The organism is Georgenia halophila (assembly GCF_039541595.1).
On the sequence record NZ_BAABGN010000002.1, the window covers coordinates 349,965 to 375,359 of the forward strand.

At 71.6% G+C, this 25,395-nt stretch carries 18 protein-coding genes; 6 read left to right on the plus strand and 12 right to left on the minus strand.

Annotated elements, in window-relative coordinates; translation table 11 throughout:
- Positions 1-102 precede the first annotated feature (102 nt).
- Together ABD907_RS03055 and ABD907_RS03060 are read left to right on the plus strand one after the other, a co-directional pair.
- Positions 103-1,947: an ABC transporter ATP-binding protein gene (locus tag ABD907_RS03055; protein WP_345215012.1), complete on the plus strand. Its 1,845-nt coding sequence runs from the start codon at positions 103-105 to the stop codon at positions 1,945-1,947.
- The gene (locus ABD907_RS03060; RefSeq protein WP_345215013.1) at positions 1,947-3,680 is read left to right on the plus strand and encodes an ABC transporter ATP-binding protein; all 1,734 of its coding nucleotides are present in this window, start codon (positions 1,947-1,949) and stop codon (positions 3,678-3,680) included. Before ABD907_RS03055 ends, ABD907_RS03060 begins: the two co-directional genes overlap by 1 nt.
- A 148-nt stretch (positions 3,681-3,828) precedes the next feature.
- Here ABD907_RS03060 and ABD907_RS03065 read toward each other — a convergent pair whose 3' ends face one another.
- A complete protein-coding gene (locus ABD907_RS03065) occupies positions 3,829-4,713 on the minus strand; it encodes an SURF1 family protein (protein ID WP_345215014.1) in 885 nt (294 codons plus the stop codon).
- Between the two features lie 195 nt (positions 4,714-4,908).
- Here ABD907_RS03065 and ABD907_RS03070 point away from each other — a divergent pair, with 195 nt between their 5' ends.
- Genes ABD907_RS03070 through ABD907_RS03080 form a run of 3 tightly spaced genes read left to right on the plus strand, consistent with a single transcriptional unit; the run spans position 4,909 to position 10,699 of the window.
- Positions 4,909-7,413 carry a phosphoketolase family protein gene (locus tag ABD907_RS03070; protein ID WP_345215015.1) on the plus strand — a complete coding sequence of 835 codons (2,505 nt, stop codon included), beginning with the start codon at positions 4,909-4,911 and terminating at the stop codon, positions 7,411-7,413.
- A gap of 8 nt (positions 7,414-7,421) precedes the next feature.
- On the plus strand, positions 7,422-9,512 hold the full coding sequence (gene pta, locus ABD907_RS03075; RefSeq protein ID WP_345215016.1) for a phosphate acetyltransferase: 2,091 nt from the start codon (positions 7,422-7,424) through the stop codon (positions 9,510-9,512).
- The gene (locus ABD907_RS03080) at positions 9,509-10,699 is read left to right on the plus strand and encodes an acetate/propionate family kinase (RefSeq protein WP_345215017.1); all 1,191 of its coding nucleotides are present in this window, start codon (positions 9,509-9,511) and stop codon (positions 10,697-10,699) included. The genes pta and ABD907_RS03080 overlap by 4 nt, the downstream gene beginning before the upstream one ends.
- Positions 10,700-10,723: 24 nt before the next feature.
- Here ABD907_RS03080 and ABD907_RS03085 read toward each other — a convergent pair whose 3' ends face one another.
- Both ABD907_RS03085 and ABD907_RS03090 read right to left on the minus strand, forming a co-directional pair.
- Positions 10,724-13,174, minus strand: a complete 2,451-nt coding sequence (locus tag ABD907_RS03085) for a LuxR C-terminal-related transcriptional regulator (protein WP_345215018.1) — start codon at positions 13,172-13,174, stop codon at positions 10,724-10,726.
- Between the two features lie 187 nt (positions 13,175-13,361).
- Positions 13,362-16,070 (minus strand): hypothetical protein, encoded by a 2,709-nt coding sequence (locus ABD907_RS03090; protein ID WP_345215019.1) that lies wholly within the window; start codon positions 16,068-16,070, stop codon positions 13,362-13,364.
- A gap of 505 nt (positions 16,071-16,575) precedes the next feature.
- Here ABD907_RS03090 and ABD907_RS03095 point away from each other — a divergent pair.
- The gene (locus ABD907_RS03095) at positions 16,576-16,881 is read left to right on the plus strand and encodes a hypothetical protein (RefSeq protein ID WP_345215020.1); all 306 of its coding nucleotides are present in this window, start codon (positions 16,576-16,578) and stop codon (positions 16,879-16,881) included.
- Positions 16,882-16,893: 12 nt separating this feature from the next.
- Here the strand turns inward: ABD907_RS03095 and ABD907_RS03100 are convergent, their stop codons facing one another.
- The 9 genes from ABD907_RS03100 to ABD907_RS03140 form a co-directional block, all read right to left on the minus strand.
- Complete coding sequence (locus ABD907_RS03100; protein ID WP_345215021.1) at positions 16,894-17,355, minus strand: DUF1990 family protein; 462 nt, start codon at positions 17,353-17,355, stop codon at positions 16,894-16,896.
- A 4-nt stretch (positions 17,356-17,359) separates the two neighbouring features.
- Complete coding sequence (locus ABD907_RS03105; RefSeq protein WP_345215022.1) at positions 17,360-18,817, minus strand: class II fumarate hydratase; 1,458 nt, start codon at positions 18,815-18,817, stop codon at positions 17,360-17,362.
- A gap of 64 nt (positions 18,818-18,881) precedes the next feature.
- A complete protein-coding gene (locus ABD907_RS03110) occupies positions 18,882-19,148 on the minus strand; it encodes an HPr family phosphocarrier protein (RefSeq protein WP_345215023.1) in 267 nt (88 codons plus the stop codon).
- Between the two features lie 112 nt (positions 19,149-19,260).
- On the minus strand, positions 19,261-22,107 hold the full coding sequence (locus tag ABD907_RS03115; RefSeq protein WP_345215024.1) for an ABC transporter permease: 2,847 nt from the start codon (positions 22,105-22,107) through the stop codon (positions 19,261-19,263).
- A 30-nt stretch (positions 22,108-22,137) separates the two neighbouring features.
- Positions 22,138-22,920, minus strand: a complete 783-nt coding sequence (locus tag ABD907_RS03120; protein WP_345215025.1) for an ABC transporter ATP-binding protein — start codon at positions 22,918-22,920, stop codon at positions 22,138-22,140.
- Entirely contained in the window at positions 22,917-23,507 is a 591-nt protein-coding gene (locus ABD907_RS03125; RefSeq protein WP_345215026.1) for a PadR family transcriptional regulator, read from the minus strand. The genes ABD907_RS03120 and ABD907_RS03125 overlap by 4 nt, the downstream gene beginning before the upstream one ends.
- Positions 23,507-23,689 carry a hypothetical protein gene (locus ABD907_RS03130; RefSeq protein ID WP_345215027.1) on the minus strand — a complete coding sequence of 61 codons (183 nt, stop codon included), beginning with the start codon at positions 23,687-23,689 and terminating at the stop codon, positions 23,507-23,509. The genes ABD907_RS03125 and ABD907_RS03130 overlap by 1 nt, the downstream gene beginning before the upstream one ends.
- A gap of 146 nt (positions 23,690-23,835) precedes the next feature.
- A complete protein-coding gene (locus ABD907_RS03135) occupies positions 23,836-24,267 on the minus strand; it encodes a GNAT family acetyltransferase (protein WP_345215028.1) in 432 nt (143 codons plus the stop codon).
- Complete coding sequence (locus ABD907_RS03140) at positions 24,267-25,391, minus strand: GuaB3 family IMP dehydrogenase-related protein (RefSeq protein WP_345215029.1); 1,125 nt, start codon at positions 25,389-25,391, stop codon at positions 24,267-24,269. Before ABD907_RS03140 ends, ABD907_RS03135 begins: the two co-directional genes overlap by 1 nt.
- Positions 25,392-25,395 lie beyond the last annotated feature (4 nt).

Genomic DNA, 25,395 nt, shown 5'->3' on the forward strand with positions numbered 1-25,395 from the left:
ATGGCAGCCACCCAGACCCTGCGCGACGCCGTCGAGGAGCCTCCGCCGAGCCCGAGAAAATCCGTAGGGGGCCCTGCTCAGGGCCGCGTAACCTTGCCTGTCGTGCTCACCGCGCTCCAGGGTCATCCTGGCCACCCCCCGCTCACCCGGCCCGGCGCCTATCTCGGATGGCTGATCCGCCGCCAGGCCGGCGTGCTGACGTTCGCCGTCGTCTTCGCCGTCCTCGAGGCCGCGTCGCTCGCCGCCGTGCCGTACCTGCTGGGTGTCGCCCTCGACCAGGGCCTCTCCGAGGGCATGAGCCGCGAGCTGCTCATCACCGTCGGCTGGCTCCTCGGCCTCGGCCTGTTCGGCGCGATCACCAGCGCCCTCGGCCACGTCGGCGACACCTCCTCCTGGCTGCACGGCTCCTTCCGGACCTCCCGGCTGGTGGGCCACCACGTCACCCGCACGGGCGATGCGATCTCCGACGAGCTGCCGACCGGCGAGGTGGTCTCGACGGTCGCCTCCGACGCCTTCCACATCGGCAACATGATGGAGATCTTCCCGCGGCTCGCAGGCTCCGTGGTGGCGTACCTGGCGGTCGCGGTGCTGGTGCTCCAGCAGTCGCGGACGCTCGGCCTGGTGATCCTCATCGGTCTGCCAGTCACGGCGGCCGTCCTGTCCCTGCTGGTCAAGCCGCTGCACGTGCGGCAGGCCAAGCACCGTGAGGAGTCGGGCCGGCTCACCACCCTCGGCTCGGACACCGTCTCCGGGCTGCGGGTGCTGCGCGGCATCGGCGGCGAGGACGCCTTCGCGGCCCGGTACGCCCAGCAGTCCCAGCAGGTGCGGGGGGCCGGAGTCGGCGTCGCCGCGACCGCCTCCGTCCTGCAGGCGATGCAGGTGCTGCTGCCCGGGCTGTTCATCGCCGGCGTCGTGTGGTTCGGCGCCCGCCTGACCCTGACCGGGGACATCACCCCGGGCCAGCTCGTGGCGTTCTACGGGTACACCGCGTTCCTGGCGATGCCCCTGCAGGCCGCCACCCAGTTCATGCAGATGCTCACCCGCGCCCGGGTCGGCGCCCGCAAGGTCATCGCGGTGCTCAGCGTGCCACCCATGGCCGGCAGCATCGCCGAGTCCGAGGCCTCCGACGACGCTGCGTACCCGGGCGACGCCACGCGAGCCGACGACCGCCCGCGGCCGGCCCCGGACCTGCGTGACGCCACCTCCGGCGTGCAGATCCGACCGGGCCGGTTGACGGCCCTCGTCTCGCCCCGCCCGGACGAGTCGGCCGAGCTGGCCACCAGGCTGGGCCGGTTCGACGACGCCGACGGTGAGGTGCTCTACGGCGGCGAGCCCCTGACGTCCCTCCCGCTGGCGCAGGTCCGCGAACGGATCGTGGTCTCGGCCGCGACGCCGCAGCTGTTCACCGGAACGCTGCGCCACGAGCTCGACGCCCGCGACCGCGCGGACGAGGCCGACCTGTACCAGGCCCTCGAGGTCGCCGACGCCCACGACGTCCTCTCCTCCATGCCCGACGGGCTGGACGGCGAGATCACCGAGAAGGGCCGGTCCCTCTCCGGCGGTCAGCGCCAGCGCGTCGCCCTCGCCCGTGCGCTGCTCACCGAGCCCGAGACCCTCGTGCTGGTCGAGCCCACCAGTGCTGTCGACGCGCATACGGAGGCACGCATCGCCGACCGGCTGGCCCGCCACCGCGCCGGCAGGACCACCGTCGTCGTCACCGCATCACCGCTCGTCCTCGAGCACGCCGACGAGGTGGTCTTCCTCGACGGCGGCCGCGAGCGCGTCCGCGGCAGGCACCGCGAGCTCCTCGACCGGGCGAACGCCGGAGACCCGGACGCCGCGGCGTACCAGTGGGTCGTCGCCCGGCAGACCGGGAGCCCCGGCGAGACTGCCGCGTCCGCGGCCAGCCCCGAGACCACCGCAGAATCCGTCCAGGAGGTGCACTGATGCAGCTGCCAGTCGCAGACGCGGCCATGGTGCGCGCCCGTTCGTTCGCGCTGCTGCGCCAGCACCGAGGCAAGCTGACCCGCGTGGTCGGCCTGCAGGCCCTGGCCGCGATCGCCGCCCTGGCGCTGCCGTGGCTGCTCGGTGACCTGATCGACGCCGTCGCCGCCGGGACGACGACGGACTACATCGACCGCCTCGGCCTCGTCCTGGTCGGTGTGGTGCTGGTCCAGGCGTTCGTGGTCCGGTACGCGCACCGCGACGCGATGATCCTCGGTGAGGAGGTCTTCGCGCAGCTGCGTGAGGAGTTCCTCGGCACGGTCACGCACCTGCCGCTGTCCACGGTCGAGCGTGCCGGCACCGGCGATCTCCTCGGCCGCACCACGAACGACGTCGACCGCGTCCAGTGGATGATCCGCTTCGGTGTGCCGCGCGTGCTGGTGCTGACCGCGACCATCCTGCTGACGGTGGTGGCGGCTCTGCTGGCCTCGCCGCTGGTGGCGATCTCGATGGTGGTGGGAGTCCCGATCCTGGTGGTGGCCACCCGCCGGTACATGCGCCGCGCGACGCCGGCGTACCTGCGCAACTCCGAGGAGTACGCCCGGCTCAACGGCGTCCTCACGGAGTCGGTGGAGCACGCAGCAACGATCGACGCGCTCGCGCTCGGGCGCCGACGCCGCACAGTCACAGACGCCTCCATCAAGGAGACCTGGGACACCGAGATCGTGACCCTGAAGATGCGGCTCAGCCTGTTCTTCTGGCTCGGTGTCTCCTTCATGCTGCCCATCGCGGCCGCGCTGCTGTGGGGCGCCTGGCTGGTCGAGGCCGACCTGACCACGATCGGTGCCGTCACCACCGTGGCGCTGTACTCGATGCAGGTCCGGCCGTCGGTGGACGAGCTGCTGTTCTGGGTCGACGAGCTCCAGGTCGCGCTCGCCAGCCTGTCCCGCATCTTCGGTGTGGGCCTGGTGGAACCGGACCGGACGCCGTCGGGCGAGGAGCCGGCGGACGAGCACATCGAGGCGCAGGACGTGCGCTACGCCTACCGGGAGGGTCAGGACGTGCTGCACGGCGTCGACCTCGACCTGGTCCCGGGCGAGCGTCTCGCCGTCGTCGGCCCCTCCGGCGCCGGCAAGTCCACCCTGGGCCGCATGCTCGCCGGCATCCACCCGCCCACCGGCGGACGCGTCACGGTCGGCGACGTCCCGTTGGTGGACCTGCCGGAGGAGGACCTGCGCCAGCACGTCTCTCTGGTGACCCAGGAGCACCACGTGTTCGTCGGGACGCTGGCGGACAACCTGCGCCTGGCCGACTCCGGCGCCGACAAGTCACGCCTGCGCCGGTCGCTGGCCGCCGTCGACGCGCTGGGCTGGGTGGACGAGCTGGACGAGGGCCTGGAGACGGGGGTCGGCTCGGGAGGCCTGGAGCTGACGCCGGCGCAGGCCCAGCAGCTCGCCCTGGCCCGGTTGGTGCTGCTCGACCCGCACACCCTCGTCCTGGACGAGGCGACGTCGCTGCTCGACCCGCGTGCGGCGCGGCACCTGGAGCGCTCGCTCTCGGCGGTGCTGGAGGGACGGACCGTCGTCGCGATCGCCCACCGGCTGCACACCGCGCACGACGCCGACCGCGTGGCCGTGGTCGAGGACGGCGACATCGTCGAGCTCGGCTCGCACGACGAGCTGGTCGCCGCCGGCAAGGAGTACGCGGCGCTGTGGCACTCCTGGCAGCAGGAGTAGCAGTACCGGACGCCCCGGGCGGCCACCGCCGAGCGAGGGCTACTCCTGACCGCCGAGGGCTACAGGCAGAACAGTGGCCCTCGGTGTTCCGAGTAGCCCTCTCGATTCCGGGGGCAGTGGGGCGAAAGGAACCCTCGCGGCCGGGGGTTCAGAGCCGGGCGTCCTCGCGGCGGACGCGGACCTCGTCACGCAGCATGCGAACCCAGAGCGCGAGGGCGAAGCCGCCGAAGATGACCCACTCCAGCGCGTAGGCCAGGTTGCGGATGTTCGGGCCGGTGTCCTCGGCCATCCCCGGGGGCGGCGTGTGTCGCAGGCCAGCCGGGGACACCTCGGCCCGTCCGTCGGGCGTCTGGGTGAACGCGACGACGTAGCCGCTCCAGCTCGGCCCGCCCCACAGGCCGGCAAGCTCCGCCGAGCTGATCGAGGAGACGACGTTCGGCGGGCCACTGCCGGAGCGCGCCAGCTCGCTGTCCTTGAGCCAGCCGGTGACCGTGACCTCGCCCTCCGGGACGGACAGCGCTGCGGCGGCCGCGTCGTCCACCGGGCCGACGGGGCCGTCGTCGGGCCCACCGTCGTCCAGGCCGACGCTCTGCGGGCTCACCCAGCCGCGCAGCACCGGCATCATCGCGCCGGCGTGCGGCCCCTCGGTGACCCACAGGGCCGTGACCACCAGCACGGCGTCCTCGCCGTCGATCGACCTGCCCGGCACGTAGACCTGCTGGTCGGCGCGGTACTCCCCCGTCACCTCCACGGGCACGCCCAGGTGCTCCGCCCGGAAGGACGTCTGCGGCGCGAGGACCTCTCCCACGGGCACGGGCTCACGCGCAACGATCTCCGCGTGCTCGGCCTCGGCCTCCTCGGCGCCGCGGACGCTGGCCCGGTCGAGCTGCCAGGCCCCCAGCCGCACGCACACGAGCGCCGCGGCGACCAGGAGGACGAGCAGGCCGAGCATGCGGGGGGTGAGCACGGTCCGCCAGTAGTCCCGGGCCGTGCCGTCCGCCGTCGGTCGCGGGGAGGTACGGCCGGGCGTCACGCCCCAAGGTTACGTGCGCGCGAGCCCTGCTCCGGCCCCGCGCCGGCGCCCCTCCAGGCTCCTTCCCGTCTCGGTCGAGGCACCATCCCTCCCTCCCGACCTGCCGCGACGGCGGTAGATGGGACAGACTGTCGACGTAGGCCTCATCGGGTGGTGAGGCTCCGGTTCGACGACGACGAACCCTAGGAGACCGGCATGACTGCGACCACGTCCTCTTCCACCTCCGCCTGGCCCAGCCGGGCCGACGCCACGACCGGGCCGCTCGAGGACTCCACCCTCGAGCAGGTCAACTCCTGGTGGCGGGCCGCGAACTACCTCTCGGTCGGCCAGATCTACCTGCTGAACAACCCGCTGCTGCGCACCCCGCTCAGCAAGGATGACGTCAAGCCGCGGCTCCTGGGTCACTGGGGCACCACGCCCGGCCTGAACTTTCTCTACGCGCACATGAACCGGGTCATCCGCGAGCGCGAGCTCTCCGCCTTCTACCTGACCGGCCCGGGCCACGGCGGCCCGGGGCTGGTGGCGAACACCTACCTCGAGGGCACCTACTCGCAGACCTACTCCGACATCACCGAGGACGAGGAGGGCCTGCGGCGCCTGTTCCGCCAGTTCTCGTTCCCGGGTGGTATCCCCTCGCACGTCGCCCCGGAGACACCGGGGTCGATCCACGAGGGCGGCGAGCTCGGCTACTCGCTCTCGCACGCCTACGGGGCCGTCTTCGACAACCCGGACCTGCTTGCCTTCACCGTCGTCGGCGACGGCGAGGCGGAGACCGGGCCGCTCGCGACGTCCTGGCACTCGAACAAGTGGCTCAACCCGTCCCGTGACGGCGTCGTCCTGCCCGTGCTGCACCTCAACGGCTACAAGATCGCCAACCCGACCGTGCTCGCCCGCATCCCGGACGACGAGCTGGCCGACCTGATGCGCGGCTACGGTCACGAGCCGTACTTCTTCACCGGCGGGTTCTCCGAGGACACAGCGGAGGAGTTCCGATCGACACACCGCCGCTTCGCCGAGCTGCTCGACGAGGTCCTCGACGAGATCGCCCGGATCAAGGCCCGCGCGGCGCAGGACCCCGACGGCCAGCGCCCGCGCTGGCCCATGATCGTCTTCCGCACCCCGAAGGGCTGGACGGGCCCGAAGACGATCGACGGCAAGCGCGCCGAGGGCTCCTGGCGCTCGCACCAGGTCCCGCTGGCCAGCGCCCGGGACACCGATGAGCACCTCCACGAGCTCGAGGCCTGGCTGCAGAGCTACCGCGCCGAGGAGCTCTTCGACGCAACCGGACGCCTGAAGGACGAGATCAGGGCGTTGGCACCCCACGGCCACCTGCGCATGAGCGCCAACCCGCACACCAACGGCGGCCTGCTGCTCCAGGACCTGCGGATGCCGGACTGGCACGACTTCGCCGTCGACGTCGAGACGCCCGGCGCGCCGGTCGAGGAGCCCACCCGCATCCTGGGCCAGCTCCTTCGCGAGGTGGTGCGGCTGAACCCCGACAACTTCCGCATGTTCGGACCGGACGAGACGGCGTCGAACCGGCTGCAGTCGGTCTACGACGTCACCGCCAAGCAGTGGAACGCCGAGTACGAACCCACGGACGACGACGACCACCTCGCCCGGGCGGGCCGTGTCATGGAGATGCTGAGCGAGCACCAGTGCCAGGGCTGGCTCGAGGGCTACCTGCTCACCGGCCGGCACGGGATGATGAGCTCCTACGAGGCCTTCATCCACATCGTCGACTCGATGTTCAACCAGCACGCCAAGTGGCTGGAGGTCACCAACGACATCCCGTGGCGCCGGCCGTTGGCGTCGCTGAACTATCTGCTCTCCTCGCACGTGTGGCGCCAGGACCACAACGGCTTCACCCACCAGGACCCCGGGTTCATCGACCTCGTGGCCAACAAGAAGGCCGAGATCGTGCGGGTGTACCTGCCGCCGGACACGAACACGCTGCTGTCGACGTTCGACCACGTGCTGCGCTCCCGCCAGTACGTCAACGTCGTGATCGCCGGCAAGCAGCCCGGCCCGAGCTTCCTCTCGGCCAGCGAGGCCGCCAACCACTGCGCGCGCGGCCTGGGTATCTGGGACTGGGCCGGGACGGAGGTCGACGGTGAGTCCCCCGACGTCGTGCTCGCCTGTGCGGGCGACATCCCCACGCTGGAGACGCTCGCGGCCGCGGACCTGCTCCGCCAGCACCTGCCGGACCTGAAGGTGCGGGTCGTCAACGTCGTCGATCTGATGCGGCTGCAGGACGAGAAGGAGCACCCCCACGGCCTGTCCCACGCGGAGTTCGACACGATCTTCACGACGGACCGGCCGGTCATCTTCGGGTACCACGGCTACCCCTGGTTGATCCACCGGCTCACCTACCGCCGGACCGGGCACGCCAACCTGCACGTGCGCGGGTACAAGGAGGAGGGCACGACGACCACCCCGTTCGACATGGTCATGCTCAACGACCTCGACCGGTACCACCTCGTCATGGACGTCATCGACCGGACGCCCGGGCTGGCACAGCGCCACGGGGGCCTGCGGCAGCGGATGGTCGACGCGCGGCTGGACGCCCGCCAGTACACCCGCGAGCACGGCGAGGACATCCCGGTCGTGCGCGACTGGGTGTGGCCGGACGTCGGTGAGACCGCCACCCAGGAAGGAGGCCCGAACGCCACGCGGGTCACCGCCGGAGACAACGAGTAGCGCGACCGGTGGCACGCAGCATCTACGTCGCCTCCGCCGAGGGGCACACCGGCAAGTCCGCGATCGCGCTCGGCCTCGTCGACCTCTTCGCCCGGCGGGTGGAGAGCGTCGGCATCTTCCGGCCGGTCACGCGCAGCCAAGACGAGCGGGACGGCGTCGTCGATCTGCTGCGGGCGCACCCCGGCGTCGACGTCTCCTACGACGACGCGCTCGCCGTGACCTACGACGACGTCCACGACGACGGCGAGCAGGCGCTGAGTCGCATCATCGAGGCGTACCAGCCGATCGGCCGGGAGCACGAGGTGACCATCGTCGTCGGGTCGGACTACACGGACGTGGCGTCCCCTGCCGAGCTGGCGTTCAACGCCCGGGTGGCGGCCAATCTCGGTGCCCCCGTGCTGCTGGTGGTCTCGGGCCTGGACCGCACTCCGGACGAGATCGCCCGGCTGGCCGAGGCCGCCGTCGCCGAGATCGCGCACGAGCACGCCGCCACGGTCGGCGTGCTCGCCAACCGGTGCGACCCCGACCAGCTCGACGCGGTGCGGGAGCGCCTGGACGCCGACGGTCGCGCGGCCTGGGCGCTGCCCGAGGTGCCGCTGCTCTCGGCGCCGGTGGTGCGCGACCTGATGGCCGCCCTCGACGGCGAGCTGCTGCTGGGTGACGAGGCGCTCCTCGACCGCGAGGCCGAGCACCTGCTGGTGGCCGGCATGAACACCGAGCACATCCTCGAGCGGCTGCGCGAGGGCCAGCTGTGCATCGCGGCGGCGGACCGCCCCGAGGTGCTCGTCACGCTCGTGGCGGCCCACGCGTCCGACCAGTTCCCCACCCTGGCCGGCATCGTGCTCAACGGCGCCTTCCAGCCCTCCGAGCAGGTGCTGCGGATGGTCGACGGCCTGGGGCAGCGACTCCCGATCATCAGCACGTCGCACGACACCTACCCGTCGGCGTCGCTGGTCGCGGGCAGCCGCGGACGGTTCTCCCGCGGCACCCAGCGCAAGCGGGACATCGCGCTGTCGCTGTTCGAGGAGCACATGGACGCCGCGCAGCTGCTGGCGGCGCTCGACGTGCCGGCCACCGAGGTGATGACGCCGCTGATGTTCGAGTCCCGGCTGCTCGAGCGGGCCCGGTCCGACCGCCGGCGCATCGTGCTGCCCGAGGGAGAGGACGACCGGATTCTGCGGGCCGCCTCGACGCTGCTCTCGCGGCACGTCGCCGACCTGACACTCCTGGGCAGCCCCACGCAGCTGAGGACCCGGGCCGCCGAGCTCGGCCTCGACCTCGACGGCGCGGACGTCGTCGACCCGGCGAGCTCGGACCTCCTGGAGCCGTTCGCCCAGGAGTACGCGCAGCTGCGCGCGCACCGGGGGATGACCGTCGAACGCGCCCGCGAGGTGGTCCAGGACGTGTCCTACTTCGGCACGATGATGGTGCACACGGGTGCCGCGGACGGGATGGTGTCCGGGGCGGCGCACACGACGGCGCACACGATCCGGCCGTCGTTCGAGATCATCAAGACCCGCCCGGAGACCTCGATCGTGTCCTCGGTGTTCTTCATGTGCCTGGCCGACCGGGTGCTCGTCTACGGCGACTGCGCCGTCGTCCCGGACCCGACCGCGGAGGAGCTGGCCGACATCGCGATCTCCTCGGCGGGGACGTCGGCGCAGTTCGAGGTCGAGCCCCGGGTGGCGATGCTGTCCTACTCCACGGGCGAGTCCGGCACGGGCGCGGAGGTCGACAAGGTGCGCACGGCGACGGAGCTGGTCCGCGAGCGCCGTCCCGACCTCGTGGTCGAGGGCCCGATCCAGTACGACGCCGCGGTCGACGCCTCCGTGGCGGCCGCCAAGCTGCCCGGCTCGGACGTGGCCGGGCGGGCGACGGTGTTCGTCTTCCCGGACCTCAACACCGGCAACAACACGTACAAGGCGGTCCAGCGCACGGCCGGCGCCGTCGCGGTCGGGCCCGTGCTGCAGGGCCTGAACAAGCCGGTCAACGACCTCTCCCGCGGCGCCCTGGTCCAGGACATCGTCAACACCGTCGCGATCACGGCCGTGCAGGCCCAGCAGGGGGCCGTGCAGGCCCGGGAAGGGGCAGGCGCGTGAGCCCGCCGAGCGGCACCGTCCTCGTCATCAACTCCGGCTCGTCCTCGATCAAGTACAAGCTCCTGGAGCCCGGGTCCGGGGAGTCGCTGGCGTCCGGGCTCGTCGAGCGCATCGGGGAGGACACCGGGCACCTGCGCCACGAGTCCGGCTCGGACTCCACCGAGCGCTCGGACCCGGTCCCCGACCACGCGGCCGGGCTGCGCACGGTGCTGGACCTGTTCGAGGAGGTCGGCCCGTCGTTGTCCGAGGCGGGCGTCGTGGCGGTCGGGCACCGCGTGGTGCAGGGCGGCCTCCGGTACGACGGGCCGGTACTCATCGACGACTCCGTCACCAAGGAGATCGACCGCCTCTCCCCCGTCGCACCCCTGCACAACCCCGCGAACCTGGCGGGCATCCAGGTGGCGCGAGACCTGCTGCCCGACGTGCCGCACGTGGCGGTCTTCGACACCGCGTTCTTCCACCACCTGCCGGCACGCGCCGCCACGTACGCCCTGGACCGCGAGGTGGCCGAGGCGCACCGGATCCGCCGGTACGGGTTCCACGGCACCTCGCACGAGTACGTCTCGGGTCGCGCGTCGGAGCTCCTCGAGCGCCGCGACCTGCGACAGGTGGTGCTGCACCTCGGCAACGGCGCGTCGGCGTCGGCCGTCGTGTCCGGGCGCCCGGTCGACACGTCGATGGGGCTGACACCCCTCGAGGGCCTGGTGATGGGAACCCGTACCGGCGACATCGACCCGGCCGTGGTCTTCCACCTGGTCCGCAACGCCGGCATGTCCATGGACGAGATCGACGACCTGCTGAACAAGCGGTCCGGCATGAAGGGACTGACCGGGCACAACGACATGCGTGAGGTATGGCGCCTGGTCGACGACGGCGACGAGCACGCGGCCCTCGGCATCGAGATCTACCTGCATCGGCTGCGCAAGTACATCGGTGCGTACGCGGCCGTCATGGGCGAGATCGACGCGCTGACGTTCACCGCCGGCGTCGGCGAGCACGACGCCCGCACCCGGGCGGCCGCCGTCGACGGGCTCGGCTTCCTCGGGATCGAGATCGACTCGGACCGCAACGGCGGCGAGTCCGGCGAGCCGCGGGTGATCTCGCCCGACGGTGCACGGGTCAGCGTCCTGGTGGTGCCCACGAACGAGGAGCTCGCCATCGCCCGCCAGGCCGTCTCGCTCGTCTGACCCGCCCACCTTCGCGCCGACTCGTCACTCCCTCGCCGACTCGTCACTTGGCCCGAGTTCCGTCGCTGCAACAAGTTCGCCGTCCCCACGGAGAACGTCCAACGCCTCCGCGCGTGAGGAGACGCCGAGCTTGCGATAGATGCTGCGCAGCTGCGTCTTGACCGTGTTGGGCGAGACGACCAGGCCTGCCGCCAGCTTCCCGACGGAATCGAAGCTCGCGAGCGCATCGAGTACTCGCGCCTCTCCAGGTGTCAGCCTCGCTCCCCTGTCCGTGCCGAGGTCGTCGCGTGCCTGCGCCAGCCCCGCGACGAACAGGCGCACGTCGCGATCCAGGCGCATGTGCTCGGCCTCGGCCACGGCGAGGCCGAGCCAGTCGAGTCCTTGCTGGGCGAAGGGCAACAGCTGCCCGGTCCGCGAACCGAGCAGCAGGGCTTCCTCCAGCGACTCCCGTGCGAGCGTGGTGCTCCCCGCGCGGTGATGCGTCATGAACAGCAGCACCAACGCGCGTATGGCTAGCCGCTTCGATCTGGACCGGACCCGGGAGTGGACCGCACCAGCCAGCTGCACTGCCTCATCGACGCGGCCGAGCTCCAGCAGCCCGGCCGCGCGGTGGAGCTCCGTGTTGGGAAAGGCCTCGGGCGGGAGCGAAGCAGCGTCGAGGAGCTCGACGGCGTCAGCGTGACGTGCCGCGAACAGCAAAGCCTCGGCGCGGACAGCCGTCATCCAGGCACTCTGGGTCGGCGAGAAGCGTGCGGGCTCGACGCACGACTCGAGCAGCTCGAGCTCGCTCAGCGCGCGGCGCGGCTGCTGCAGGATCCCGTACGCGAGGACTTGCTGCCCGACATCGATGATGCGCAGGGTCAGCGGATCGTCGAGCTGCAGCGGGGACATCGACGCGATCACTCTGCGGACTCGGGGTATGTCGAGCGCAGTCAGGGCCAGACCCAGCTGCATGACATGTGCCGAGAAGCCCCGGTGTGCCGGAAACCCACCTCCCGAGTCCCGCTGAGCCTCGTGCGCAAGTGTGTCGTGAGAGAGGTAGGCAGCGACCGATCCGAGCTCGGCGGCCCACTGCTCGATCCGCGGGCGACCGTGGACCCGGGCCGACAGCCGCGACCCGGCGAACGCCTCCACCGCACGGTCGAGCACTCCGAGCTCGAGCGCCGTCAGGCCCTTCTGCACGAGCACCGCCGCACGGTCGCGCTCGGCCGGGACTACCGCGTCGAGGGCGTCGAGACGGCGGTTCGAGACGTGATGACGGCCGGCCAGCCGCTCGACGGCGGCACGCATCGAGATCAGGATGGCGACGTCTTCGGGGTCGAGTCCGGCCGCGTTGGCCTCGAGACCGTCGATGAGCGCCCCGGCCGCCTCGCGATCGGCACGCGGGATGCGCCCGGAATGGCCACGGTGCGAGACGTCCACGAGCGCTCGGACCAGAGCAAGCCGGAGGCGAGGGTCTGCGTCGAGCTCCGGCACGCCGCCGAGTGCTTCCCGCACGAGGCCGGCGGGTACCTCGAAGAAGTCCCGCCAGCGCTCGGCGAGGCTCCGGGACCAGCTGCCCGGCAGGCACACGGTCAGTCGCAGCGATTCCTCGACGTCACCCCGCTGCGCGAGCGAGCCGGCTGCCTGGCGAACGACGCGGACCGCCCGGGAGCGGGTGGCGCCCGTCTCGGCGTGACGCACCGCTGCGCCCGCGAGTCCCGGCGCCAGCGCCCAGTCCGTTCTCGGGGAGCTTGCGGCGATCAGCCCGGAATCGCACAACGTGTCGAGCATCGCCTCGCCGTCGGCCGGCTGTGCCCATACGGAGCGCAACGTGTCGCCGGCCATCTCGCCGCAGAGGGCCGTGGCCACGAAGGCGCACCACTCGGCGGGCGAGATCAGTCCGTCGGCCGCCCGGCCGGCGGCCCGCGCCACGACGCGATCACATGCGCGGCGCACCGCCTCGTCCGTCAGGAGGCCGACGCTCGCGGCCTCCTCGACCGCAGCAACGGCGGCAGCGACGTGCCCGGCCGTCGCCTCGATCACCCGCTCGGCGTGGCGACCCGAGAGCTCGATGCCTCGCCGCGCGCCCAGCGCCACGATCTCGTCGCTCGTGAAGCGAAGGTCATGGCCGGAGAGGATTCGTTCCGGGCGCACGCCCCTGGTGCTCAGGGCGTCCGGCCACCCGTGGCGGCCGACCACCACCAGGGTCGCTCGCGGGTGTCGCCGGCGAGACGCAGAGATCGCCATGGCGTCCTCGAGGCGTCTCGACGCGAGCGTGAGCACGACGACGTCGGGCGACGAGGGATGGCCGGACAACAGCGGTGGGCGTGCCCCCCACCGGACGACGGTCTGTCCGGTCTGCTCGATCCACTGGTCGATGAGCGAACCGGCACCGGCGCCGTGGGGCGCCCGGACGAGCACCGTCGAGCCGTTCGGCACCCGACGCCAGAACGCCAGCAGGCGAGGCCGGGGCAGCGTCGCATCGGACGGCATATCGGAAACCGCCCCCCTCGGGCCTCGCCTCGCTTCCCGTCGAGGGACATGCGTCGACGTACGAATGGATCCGAGACTCAGTGTTCCGTACCGCGCCAGCCAGCGGCAACGAAACCGCCGAGACGTCAGGAGCATGAGCCCAGGTGCGGTGACCCGCACCTGAGGTGTCGTTCCGCCGTCGCGTCCGTCAGTCTCGTGCGTCTGCGCCGACGGGCACTTCCTCACGGCTCTTGGTGGCCGCCTCTCTGCGGCTCAGCACTCCGAGGGCGACGACGGCGAGGACGACCACCACGGTCGCGACGAGGAGCCACCAGTACACCCGGGCGCCGACCGCGAGCCAGTTGCCCGGCTGCGGCACGACGATCGCCGCGAGCGCCACCGCGCTGACGCCCACGAACGCGAACCAGCTACGGCGTGCACGGCGGAAGAGCGTGTCGCCGGCGAAGACCTTCAGCGGCAGCAGCTCGACGAACGTGGTCATCACCGCGATCACCGCCGCCGTGACGAGCGCGTCATGGACCAGCAGCGCGCCCCAGCTGCCCTGGGACGGGACGATGCCGGACAGCACCCACGCGGCTGCCCCGACCGACAGCGCCACGGCGAGCCGCAGGCGAAGAACCCGGACACGCACGGCCGGCACCGAGGCATCGTCCAGTTGCAGCGTGACGCCGCTCAAGAGTCCGGGGGTGAACGCGAGCAAGCGCGACGCGAGCACTCCGAGGGAGGCGACCACCAGGCCCCACGGCGCCGGCCGGAGGGTGACACGCGCGCCCCACCGGGCGCGTGCGACTGCCAGCGCCATCAGTCGGGGAAGCAGGGCGCCCACAACGGTGCCGAGAACGGTCGAGGCCAGGAGGCGCAACGTCACCGGATCGAGCCCGATCCCTGGATCGACGAAGCCGAGAACCGCCCCATTGAGCGCGATGAGCACCGCCAGAGCCAGCACTCTCCCCGAGGCGAAGAACGACCCGATCGGCCGGGCGAGTGCGCTCACCCGGGGCAACCGCCGTTGAATGCTCGCGGTCCAGCCGTCGTAACGAGTGCTCATGCCGAAGTCGAGGGCGCTGGTCGCCAGCGCTAGGAGCAATGTCCACACCAGCCCCACCGATGCCGCCCAGGCGATCCTCTCCGGGTGTGCGACCAGATCGAGGGCGCTCGGGATGGACGCCGTGAGAGCACTCGGAGCCGCCGGATCGTCGCGCTCGATGCCGATCGCCGCGGAGCCGGCACCGTCGTCTGCGGCCGTGGCGGCTCGGGTGTCACCCGCGGGGGCTCTGGCGGCCGGTGCCTCCGCCGAGGAGGCCGCCTCCGGCAACTCCTCGACCGCTCCGGCGTCCGGCCCCTCGGGCCCGGCTGTGCCGGTTGCGCCGATTGCACCGGTTGCGCCGGAGGCAGGGCCCCCAGGTTGGGCCACCGGGAGCTGCGGGAGTGTCAGCCCAGGTTCCGGCGACGGCCCAGGTTCCGGCGACGGCCCAGGTTCCGGCGACGGCCCAGGTTCTGGCGACGGCCCAGGTTCCGGCGACGGCTCGGGTTCCGGCGACGGCTCGGGACCGGGAACCGAACCGAAGCTGGGTGCGTAGGTCGTCACCCGATGGGGCTCGACGACGATCTCGTCGGTTCGCGACTCTTCTCCCGGTAGCACCGTCTCGATCACGTAGGTTTCCGGAGCGGGAAGTGTCCCGAACCGGCACCCGCCGGCCTCGTCCGACTCCCGGCTCTGGAGGATGGCTCCGCCCGCGCTCTGACGGACGTTCACGGCCACACCGGACATGGCGCCGTCCGGGCCGGAGAGCTCGCAGGCGATTCCGCCGGCGTGCACTGGAAGCTCCGTGGCGACCTCCACGGCCCCAGCAGTCGTCGGCTCGAGGGTGACCACCTGCTCGTGCTCGAGATCGAGAGACCGGGAGGGCCAGCTCGTCGTGACGACGTACGACGTGCCGTAGTCACCGTCGAACGGCACGTCCTCGAAGACGTACGAGCCGTCAACGTCCGTTCGGGCCTGGCGCGTCCCCGACTCGACCGTGCGCGCCGATGGCGCCCGCACGGCGGGCCCCCCTTCCGCGGACAGCGTGACGCGCGCCCCCTCCAACGGGCCGTTCTCGACCGATACGGCACCCGTCACCGTGCCGTGCCGGAGGTTGACCGGCGCATCGTCGACGGTGACTGTGCACGTCACGCCACCGACCTGAAGGAATACGAGGTTGCCCTCCATGGGCGCCTCGTGGCGACCGATCCGGCAGGTCCAGCTCCCGGGCACGTAACCGTCCGGACCGCGCACAGCCAGCAGATAGCTCCCCGCCGGTGCGGGCACATCGGTGACCGCAGCGCTCCCGCTGGGCCCGGACATCGTGGGGCTCTTCAGGCTCTGCAGCTGGTAGCCCCTCGCTTCAGCAGTGAGCACGAAGTCGCCCGCCACCGCCGATCGGCCGTCGTCATTGACGACCTCGGCGGCCAGTGTCAGCGTCGACGGCAGATCGTCGTTGACGATCGTGCACGTCGCGGTGGCGCCCGGCGCGAGCGTGACGACATCACGGGTGAGGCTGCCGCCGGTGCACGTCCAGTCGCGCGCGGCGTATCCCGGCACCTCGTCCTCCGAGAGAGCGTACCGACCCGCCGGAACCGATACGCCGGTGACGTCGTCGCTTCCGCTCTCTCCCGAAACGGTCGCTTCGTCGCCGTTCGCGGTCAAGGTCACATACTCGGCCCGTAACCATCCGCCGTCGTCGTTGACAACTTCCTTGACCAGGGTCAACGATGCTTCTCCGTCGCCCGCGACCGCCTGTGCGGGCCCCGTGAGGAACGCGGCCGCGCCACCTACCGTCAACCCGCCCAGCGTCACGAGCACGACGGCGGCCAGCAAGGAGGGCATGCGCCGCGTGGCCGCGCCTGCAGGCATGATCAAAAGGTCTCCGTTCCGCAGCTTCTCCTCCTGCCGGCAAGGAGCGCGCCCCGCGATCGGCAGCAGCGCCGCGAGCGCTCGTCGGAGGGAGCACCGCGACCATGTCCGACCCGGATCACGGCCGTGTCCGCGAGGGCCAGCAGCGCCGAACGTGCCGGACAGGGGCCGATGGCCGGGCCGGGATCACCCGGACGCTAGCAGCGCCCGAGAGCTCCGGTCCGCGTCGTTGCCGAACCGATATCTCCGCTCTGCGCGACACCGACCTCGTCGCGGCCGATGGCGACGGGGCGCACGGACAAGAGCGTTGCATCCCCGGGCGGGAACATCACCGAACACGTCGCGACCGCATGCCTCGACGTCGGGAGAACACGACCCGGGTGAAGGGCAGGGTGAGGCGTTCGGCTCGGCGTCGTTCACGATCGGCGTGCTCTACCCGCTCGTCGACCGCAGAAACCCTTGACCACCTGTTGACCGGCCGGGTGAGCCGGAGGACGATCGGCGCATGTCGTCGATGCCGCACATCACCCCGGATGCGCGGTGGATCGCTGACGTCCGCGACGAGGGGCGCGGCGTGCTCATCTCCGGCAGGCCGGAGGTCGGCCTCGTCACCATGAGCGTGTGGCGGGACAACGTCTGCGTGGCGACCGTCCGGCTGGCGCCGGATCAGGCGGCCGACGCCGTCGGCGCGCTCGCCGACGGCCTGGTGAGCGTGGGCGCGGCACCCGCCGCCCCGAGCTCCCGGCGGGTCAGCGTGCCGGGGAGGCCGTCGCGCGGACGTGCGGAGCCACCTCGAGCCGCTCCGGCGTGACCCGGCGAAGCCTCACCGCCGCACCAGCAGACGACGCATGGAGCCCACGTAACGCATGGCCATGTACTGCTGGCCCAGCCGACCGGCGGTTTCGAACGCCATGAGTAGCCGGTGGTCCGTGGCGGATCTCGAGGAAACGTCGAGGCGCAGGCGTCCGCCGTCGGTGCTGAGCTCGAAGGTCTGCTCACCGCGCTCCGCGTGCCCGGGTCGGGTCCGGTAGGTCAGGCGGGCCAGACCGTCTGTCTCGATGAGCTCGGTGACCTCGTCGGTTCCGCCCATCCGCGCGAACCGCGGCCCCAGGAAGAGGTCGACCCGACTGCCGACTGCGGCCGGTCCCGACGCCCGCACGCGCAGGCCGGCCCGCCGGTGGACCCGCCAGCTCACGAGCGCGTCCCAGGCACGGGCGAGATCGGTGGCTGCACCGACGTCGGCTCCGTACGCCAGGAGCACCGCCGGGTCCGGCGAGGTCGTCATCCGGTTAGCCCTGCGCCGGCCCCGTCATGGATCGGACGTCCAGCGCCGCGTCGAGCTGCTCCGCGGTGACCTCGCCGCGCTCGACGTAGCCGAGGTCCTCCACGGCGGCGCGCACGGTGATGCCCTTCGTCACCGAGTGCTTGGCGATCTTCGCGGCCGCCTCGTAGCCGATGATCCGGTTCAGCGGGGTGACGATCGACGGCGAGGACTCTGCCAGCGCGAGGCAGCGATCCACGTCGGGCACGAGCCCGTCGACCGTGCGGGTCGCGAGGACCCGGGACACGTTAGCGACGAGCGTGATCGACTCGAGGATGTTGCGGGCCATGACGGGCAGCGTGACCAGGAGGTCGAAGTTGCCCTGCGAGCCGGCGAAGGCGATGGCGGCGTCGTTCCCGATGACCTGGGCGGCCACCATGACCGTCGCCTCCGGGATCACGGGGTTGACCTTGCCCGGCATGATCGAGGATCCCGGCTGCAGGTCGGGCAGCTGGATCTCGGCGAGGCCGGTGTTGGGTCCGGAGCCCATCCAGCGCAGGTCGTTGGCGATCTTGGTGAGGGAGACGGCAATGGTCCGCAGCGCTCCGGAGGTCTCCACGAGCGAGTCCTGGGCCGCCTGCGCCTCGAAGTGGTTCCTGGCCTCGGCCAGCGGCAGGCCGCTGTTCTCGGCGATCAGCGAGATGACCCGTGGGGCGAAGCCGGCCGGGGTGTTGATGCCCGTCCCGACGGCGGTCCCGCCCAGCGGCAGCTCACCGAGGCGCGGCAGCGTCGCCCTGACGCGCTCGATGCCGTAGCGGATCTGCGTGGCGTATCCGGAGAACTCCTGCCCCAGCGTGATGGGGGTCGCGTCCATCAGGTGGGTACGTCCGGACTTGACCACGTCCTTGAGCTCGTCGGCCTTGCGCTCGAGCGAGTCGGCGAGGGTCTCCAGGCCCGGCAACAGCTCCTCGACCACAGCCTGCGTGGCGGCGATGTGAATGGAGGACGGGAAGACGTCGTTGGAGGACTGCGAGGCGTTGACGTCGTCGTTCGGGTGAACTCTGCTTCCGAGGCGGGTGCTCGCGAGGTTGGCGATCACCTCGTTGGTGTTCATGTTCGATGACGTCCCGGAACCGGTCTGGAAGACGTCGATCGGGAAGTGCGCGTCGTGCTTGCCGGCGATGACCTCGTCGGCAGCCGTGACGATGGCGTCGGCGACGTCCTGCTCGAGCACCCCGAGCTCGGCGTTGGCGATCGCCGCGGCCCGCTTGACCTGCCCGAGGGCTGCGATGTGGTGCGAGGCGAGCCCGCGGCCGGAGATCGGGAAGTTCTCGACGGCACGCTGGGTCTGCGCGGACCAGAGCGCGTCACTCGGGACCCTGACCTCGCCCATGGTGTCGTGCTCGATGCGGTAGTCCGCTGCGCCGGCGTCGTCCTCGTGGGTCACGCTGCTCCATGCCTCTCGTTCGTCGGTTGTGTCCCGCATGTCATTGTCCCACCTCTCCAACGGCGCGACGACGGCCGGAAGCCGGGACCGGCGAGGGCCATCGTCAGGTGTCGAGGTCCTTGGAGATGAGCTCGGCGAGCTCGTCCAGCACCTTCTCGGCATCAGCGCCCTCGGCAGTCAGCGTCACTTCGTCGCCCTGGTCGGCGCCGAGCGTCATGACCGCGAGCACGCTGCCCGCGTCGACCGGTTCGGCGCCTCTCTTGGAGATCTTCACGGGGATCCCGCTCTCCGCGGCCGCCTTGCTGAAGACGGCGGCCGGTCGGGCGTGCAGCCCGACCTTGGAGGCGACGACAGCACTGCGCTGGGCCATTGACGGTCCTTCCTGCTCAGGTGCGGCCCGTTCCGCACCATCGGGGTCGGTGGCGAGCGTACGACACGGACATGTCCACCGATGCCGTGCCGGGACCGACGCCGTCAGCCACCTACTGCGCCAGCCGGCGGACCAACGGAAGACGCGACGGCGCAGCAGCCATAGCACCGAGGACCGCGAGAGCAGGGATGACGATGATCGTCGCTCCCAGCAGCAGCCAGGGCACCGAGACTCCGAACCGGGGGTCGATTCCTGAGCTTCCGGCGGAGAAATCCACGAACACGGCGCCCATGACGATTCCGGTGGCCACGCCCAGCAGCACACCCGTGACCGCGAGAACGGCCGCCTGCCCACCCGCCACCCAGCGCCGCATCGCCGGTGATGCCCCGATGGCCGCGAGCGTCGCCAGGTCGGATCGAGACTCGGCCGCAGCCAGTCCCACGCTGATCCAGGTCGCCACGACGCCGAGGAGTGTCGCGCCCGCGAGAAGGACGAGCATGTCGATGCTGGTCTCCACGACCGGTGAGCTCTCGACCGCGACATCGATGTCGCCGCTCACGGATTCCGCGGCGGCCCTCGCCGCTGCCACGTCCGCGTCGCTCGCCGGCTCGTCCGGGACGAGGATCATCCCTACGACCTTGGATTCCATCCCGAGCTCTGCCGCGGCCGCCGGCGGGAGGATCACGGAGTACTGAGTTCTCGACCATTCCACCGACTCGGCGGCCACCTCGATGGTCTCCGTCGTCTCAGCGGACTTCCCATCGGAGGTCTCGAAGGTGATCCGGGCGTTCCCGTCAGACCAGACGGCGTACCGGTCGTTGACCACGGCCTTCCCGTCGGCGAGCGCGGCCGCCGCTTTGTCCGCACCGGGCAGTCCGACGAGCGCCGTGGCGGTGCCGTCGTCGACGTACGTATGCGGGCCGGCCCATGCACGCCGACGCGAGTTCTCCGCGAGGCGGCCGCACCGTGGATCGTCGAGCGCGTCGGCGTGCTCCTGCTCGGTCGGCCGGCGACCCAGGCCGGCGAGCGGGCACGCGTTGCCCGGGCTCGGCTGCGCGCGGATCGAGGTCAGCAGCTGGTCCGGCAAGTCCCCCACCGGTACGCCCACGGAGACCGACGCCTGGTCTGCGATCGGGAGGACCTTGCCCACCGCGTCGGCCGCCGCCGCGAGATCGGCGCTCCGGTCCTCGTTCGCACCATCGAGACTGGTCAAGCCGATCTCCAGAGTGCCCTCAGCGAGACTCGGCCGATAGATCGCCTCGCGGTAGCCTGCCTCCGAGGTGACGTAGACGCTCACGGCAGCCATGCCTGCGACGGCGGCCACCACGGCGGCGAGAGCGGGAGCGGTGCGCCCGCGCTGCCTGCCGGCGTCACGCAGGGCGAGCCGAATGGCAGCGGGGAACCGGGGTGCCAGCTTCGCGATGAGTGTGACGATCCCGCCGGCGGCGACGATGATGCCGATCTCGAGGAGCACGGCGCCGGCGAGAAGTGCTGCCGTGTGCGTCGTCGACGCCCCGTACCCGTCCGTCCCGACCGTCGCGCCGTAGGCACCGTACGAGGCGACGGCGAGACCGAGCGCGGCCAGCCCGACGCCCACCCATGGCACGGCCCGATGCTGGCGGGCCTCGCGCCTCCGACCGGCGAGCGTGGCGACGACGTCGTCCTTCGCTGCCCGACGTGCGGGCAGCAACGCCGCGACAGCCCCGAGCACGACGGCGAAGCCCACGAGCGCGATCAGCAGGAGCCACGGGATGACGATGTTCGGCACCACCAGCTCGCCGCGTGCCACCATCACGGCGTTGAACGCGAGCGCGAGGAGCACACCCACCATGGCTCCCAGCACACCGGCAAGGAGCCCCAGCACCAGGCCTGAGGCGAGCACCACGCGGCGCATGTCCCGGGGCGTGCCACCGGTCGCGGCAAGGATCGCGAGCTGCCGTGAGCTGCGGCGCGCACCGACCGTGAACGCCGGACCGACGAGCAGAATCACCTCCAGCAACCCGACTCCGACGACCGCGCCGACGATGCCGATGCTCTGGAGGTCCGTCCCTCGGCCCGTCTCGTGACCCGTCAGGGGCATCTCCGCGGGATCCGGGGGGTCCTCGATGACCGACCGGCTGATCACCCGCATCCCCAGGTCGTTCAGCGCGAGCACCTGCTCCCAGCTGACGGGATCGCCACGAACGAACCACGAGTGGGGCGAGGGTCCGGGCTCCGCGTACGAGGCGAGTCCCGGCACGGTGCCTGGATACGCCACGCTGCCGGGGCTCAACCACTCTTCGGCGAGGACGCCGACGACCGCGGCCTCCGCGGTGACGACGTCGTGACGAGGCTTGGCGTCGGTGCCCGGATCGGCATCGGCGCCCTGCGCTGGCTCGACCTTGACAGTGATGGTGTGGCCGATCTCCACGTCGAGCGAGTCGGCGTGGTCTTCGGTCAGTGCGACCTCTCCGGGCCGCTCCGGCAGCCGCCCCCGTCCAGCGGTGAACACGCCGGGGACCCGGGACACGTCGACCTCGTCGACCCATATCTGCCTCGACCGGTCGCCGGTCGACGCCTGGACTCCCCCGGTCAGCGACCGCACCAGCTCCACGTCACCCAGCGCCGCCACGAGGTCGGCCTGGGTCGGCTCTCGCCGATCCGGACCGGCGTCGAAGCCGGCGTCGGCGCGAGCCTCCACGTCAGGCTCGGTCTGGACATCGGCCTGGCAGACGCTCCAGGGTCTCTCGCCCCGCACGTTCTGCAGCACCGGGCCGGCGCACCTCGCCTGCAGCAGCTGCGCCTGGGCGGTGTCCCCCAGATTCATCTGGACGTAGGTCTCGTCTGTCGGTCGCCCCGAGGTCACCGCCGTCAGGGCAATGGCGCCCACGATGACCGGCAACATGATCATCACGACGACGAGCGCCGTCCGCCCGTTGTGCCGCCGGGCGTCGCGACTCGCGATCCGCAGTGCTGGCACCCATCGTGTCAGGCTCCGCATCATCGGCCCTCACCGGCTCCGGGCGAGAAGGCGCTCGGCAGGGTCGTCACCCGTGCTGTCGACCACGCGGCCGTCGCGCAGGAAGACCGTCCGGTCGGCCCACGCCGCGAACCGGGGCTCGTGGGTGACGAGCAGGCCGGCGGCTCCCTCGTCCACCCGTGCGCGAAGCACCTTCATCACGGCCTCGCCCGTCAGCGAGTCCAGCGCGCCGGTGGGCTCGTCGGCGAGCACGAGCCGCCGCGGGCCCACGAGCGCCCGGGCGATCGCCACCCGTTGCTGCTGACCGCCGGACATCTCCTCGGGGAACCGGTCGGCGAGGTCCTTCACGCCGACCTCGGCGAGCGCCTCGAGCGCCTCCGCGCGGGCCTTCCGCAGGGCGACGCCGTCGAGCTCACGCGGCAGCGAGACGTTCTCCGCCGCGGTCAGCGCGGGGATGAGGTTGAGGTCCTGGAAGACGTACCCGACCTTGCGACGTCGCAGCGCGGCGCGCTTCTTCACGTCCAGGCCCGAGATGGCGTCGGCGGCGAGATCCACCGTGCCCGACGTCGGGGTGTCGAGGCCGCCGGCGATGTTGAGCAGCGTCGACTTACCTGATCCCGAGGGCCCCATGACGGCGACCAGCTCGCCGACGCGGACCTGGAGGTTCACCTTGTCTAGGGCGTGCACCTCGGTCGGTCCATCTTGGTGCACGCGGGTGACCTCGGCAATGGTCAACAGCGTCGGTCCTGGTTCGCCGGCCAGCGGTCCGGCGGCGCGTCGCCCGTGCGGCGCGTGTCCGTTCTCCTCGCTCATCGGCTCGACCTTTCGTCGGCCACGTCGTCGTGCGCCGCCGTGCCCGCGCCTCGGCGGGGCGTTGGCCGGCCGGCGGCGCGCACCACGGCCGCCTCGATGTGGTCCAGCCATCGGATCTCCGCCTCCGCGGCGAAGACCAGGTTGTCGAGCACGAGGGACCAGGCGAGGTCGTCCGGGTCTTCCGTGCCGGTGCGGGCCTTGAGGCGGGTGTAGTCCCGCAGCGAGCGCATCGACTCCGTGCGTTGCGCCTGAACGATCGCGGCGACGTCGACGCCAGGCGCGGTGACGGCGAGCGCGATCTTGATGACGAGCTCGTCCCGCCCGGGATGGTCCCGGGCCACCGGCGTCGCCCACCACTGCGCCAGCTCGGCCGCACCCGACTCGGTGAGCCGATATTCCTCCACCTCGCTGTCCGCGGCGGCCGGCTCGATGAACCCGTCGCGCTCGAGGCGCTGGATGGTCGTGTAGACCTGCCCGATATTAAGCGGCCACGTGCCACCGGTCCTCGACTCGAAGTCCTTGCGGAGCCGGTAGACGCCGGCAGAGCCCTCACCCAGGAGCGCCAGCAGACCGAGCCGGACCGACATCAGCGGCCTCCCTCGGTACGCAGACCACCCGCGGCGGCCATCTGTGCCCGCACGGCCATCTGGTCGAGCCGCCGCGCCACCAGTCGAGCCTGCCTGTCCCGCGCGCGGCGCCGTACCTGCCAGGAGAGAAGGAAGATCTGCCGGCGAACCTGACGCTCGTCCTCGTGCTCGTGCCTGCTCATGACCGCCCCGTTCGGCTGCGCTGGTTACTCGGTAACCGGGACATTACCGAGTAACCATGGCGTTGTCACGGAGGCACGTTTGGCCGTCGGTGCACCAGCCGACGACACCAGCGAGCGGCCCGGCCGACGACACCAGCGAGCGGCGACTACACCAGCCAGCGCCCCAGCACGGTGACGTGCTGCGTCTCGTACCCGCGTTCCTCGTAGAAGCCGGCGACCGGGTTGCCGTCCCGCACCATCAGCTGGACCTTGCGGGCGCCGGTGTCGGTGAGCCACTGCTCGGCATGGCACAGCAGCTCCGTGCCGAGGCCCCTGCCGCGCTCGGACTCGACCACCGCCAGGTAGTAGACCCAGCCGCGGTGCCCGTCCAGGCCCGCCACGACCGACCCCACGACGCGGTCGTTCCTGCGGGCGACGAGGACGGTGGAGGTCGGAACACGGCGTGCCTGCGCGATATCGGCGTGGGGGTCGTTCCAGGGCCGGGTGAGCCCGCACTCCTGCCACAGCGCGACGACGGCGTCGGCCTCACCGTCGCGAAGCTCGCCGATCTCGGGGGCCGCAGCGCCGTGCCGTGCCACTAGAACGGGCTGTAGGGCGAGACGACGACTTCGACCCGCTGGAATTCCTTCAGGTCGGAGTAGCCAGTGGTGGCCATGGCCCGCCGCAGGGCACCCACCAGGTTCAGCGTGCCGTCGGCGCTGGAGGAGGGGCCGTGGAGGATCTCGGCGAGCGTGCCGACCGTCTCGACACGGACCCGTTCACCGCGCGGCAGCTCGGGATGGTGCGCCTCGGGCCCCCAGTGCCAACCCTGGCCCGGCACGTCGCTGGCGCGGGCGAGCGCGGCACCGAGCATGACGGCGTCCGCGCCGCAAGCCACGGCCTTGACGATGTCGCCGGACCGGCCGACACCGCCGTCGGCGATGAGGTGGACGTACCGACCACCGGACTCGTCGAGGTAGTCACGGCGGGCGGCTGCGACGTCGGCCACCGCGGACGCCATCGGAGCGTGGATGCCGAGTGCGACGCGCGTGGTGTGGGCCGCTCCCCCGCCGAACCCGACGAGCACGCCGGCCGCGCCGGTGCGCATGAGGTGGAGACCGGCCGTGTACGTGGCGGCGCCGCCGACGATCACGGGCACGTCCAGCTCGTAGATGAAGCGCTTGAGGTTCAGCGGCTCGGCCTGCGAGGACACGTGCTCGGCGGAGACGGTGTTGCCGCGGATGACGAACAGGTCGACGCCGGCCTCCACGACGGTGCGCCAGTGCTCCTGGGTGCGCTGCGGGCTCAGACTGCCGGCGACGGTCACCTCCGCGTCGCGGATCTCGCCGAGGCGCTGGGTGATCAGCTCGGGCTTGACCGGTTCCGCGTAAAGGCTCTGCAGTCGCTTGGTGGCCTCGGCCGGGTCGACGTCGACGATCTCCTGGAGCTTCGAGGTCGGGTCCTCGTACCGGGTCCACAGACCCTCGAGGTCCAGGACCCCGATGCCGCCCAGGCGGCCCAGCTCGATCGCCGTCGCCGGTGACATCACCGAGTCCATGGGCGCCGCCAGGACAGGGATGTCGACGTGGTACGCGTCGATCTGCCAGCTCACCGACACGTCCTCGGGGTCACGGGTGCGGCGGGAGGGCACGACGGCGACGTCGTCGAAGCTGTAGGCACGCCGGGCGCGCTTGCCCTGGCCGATCTCGATCTCGGTGGTCACCGTG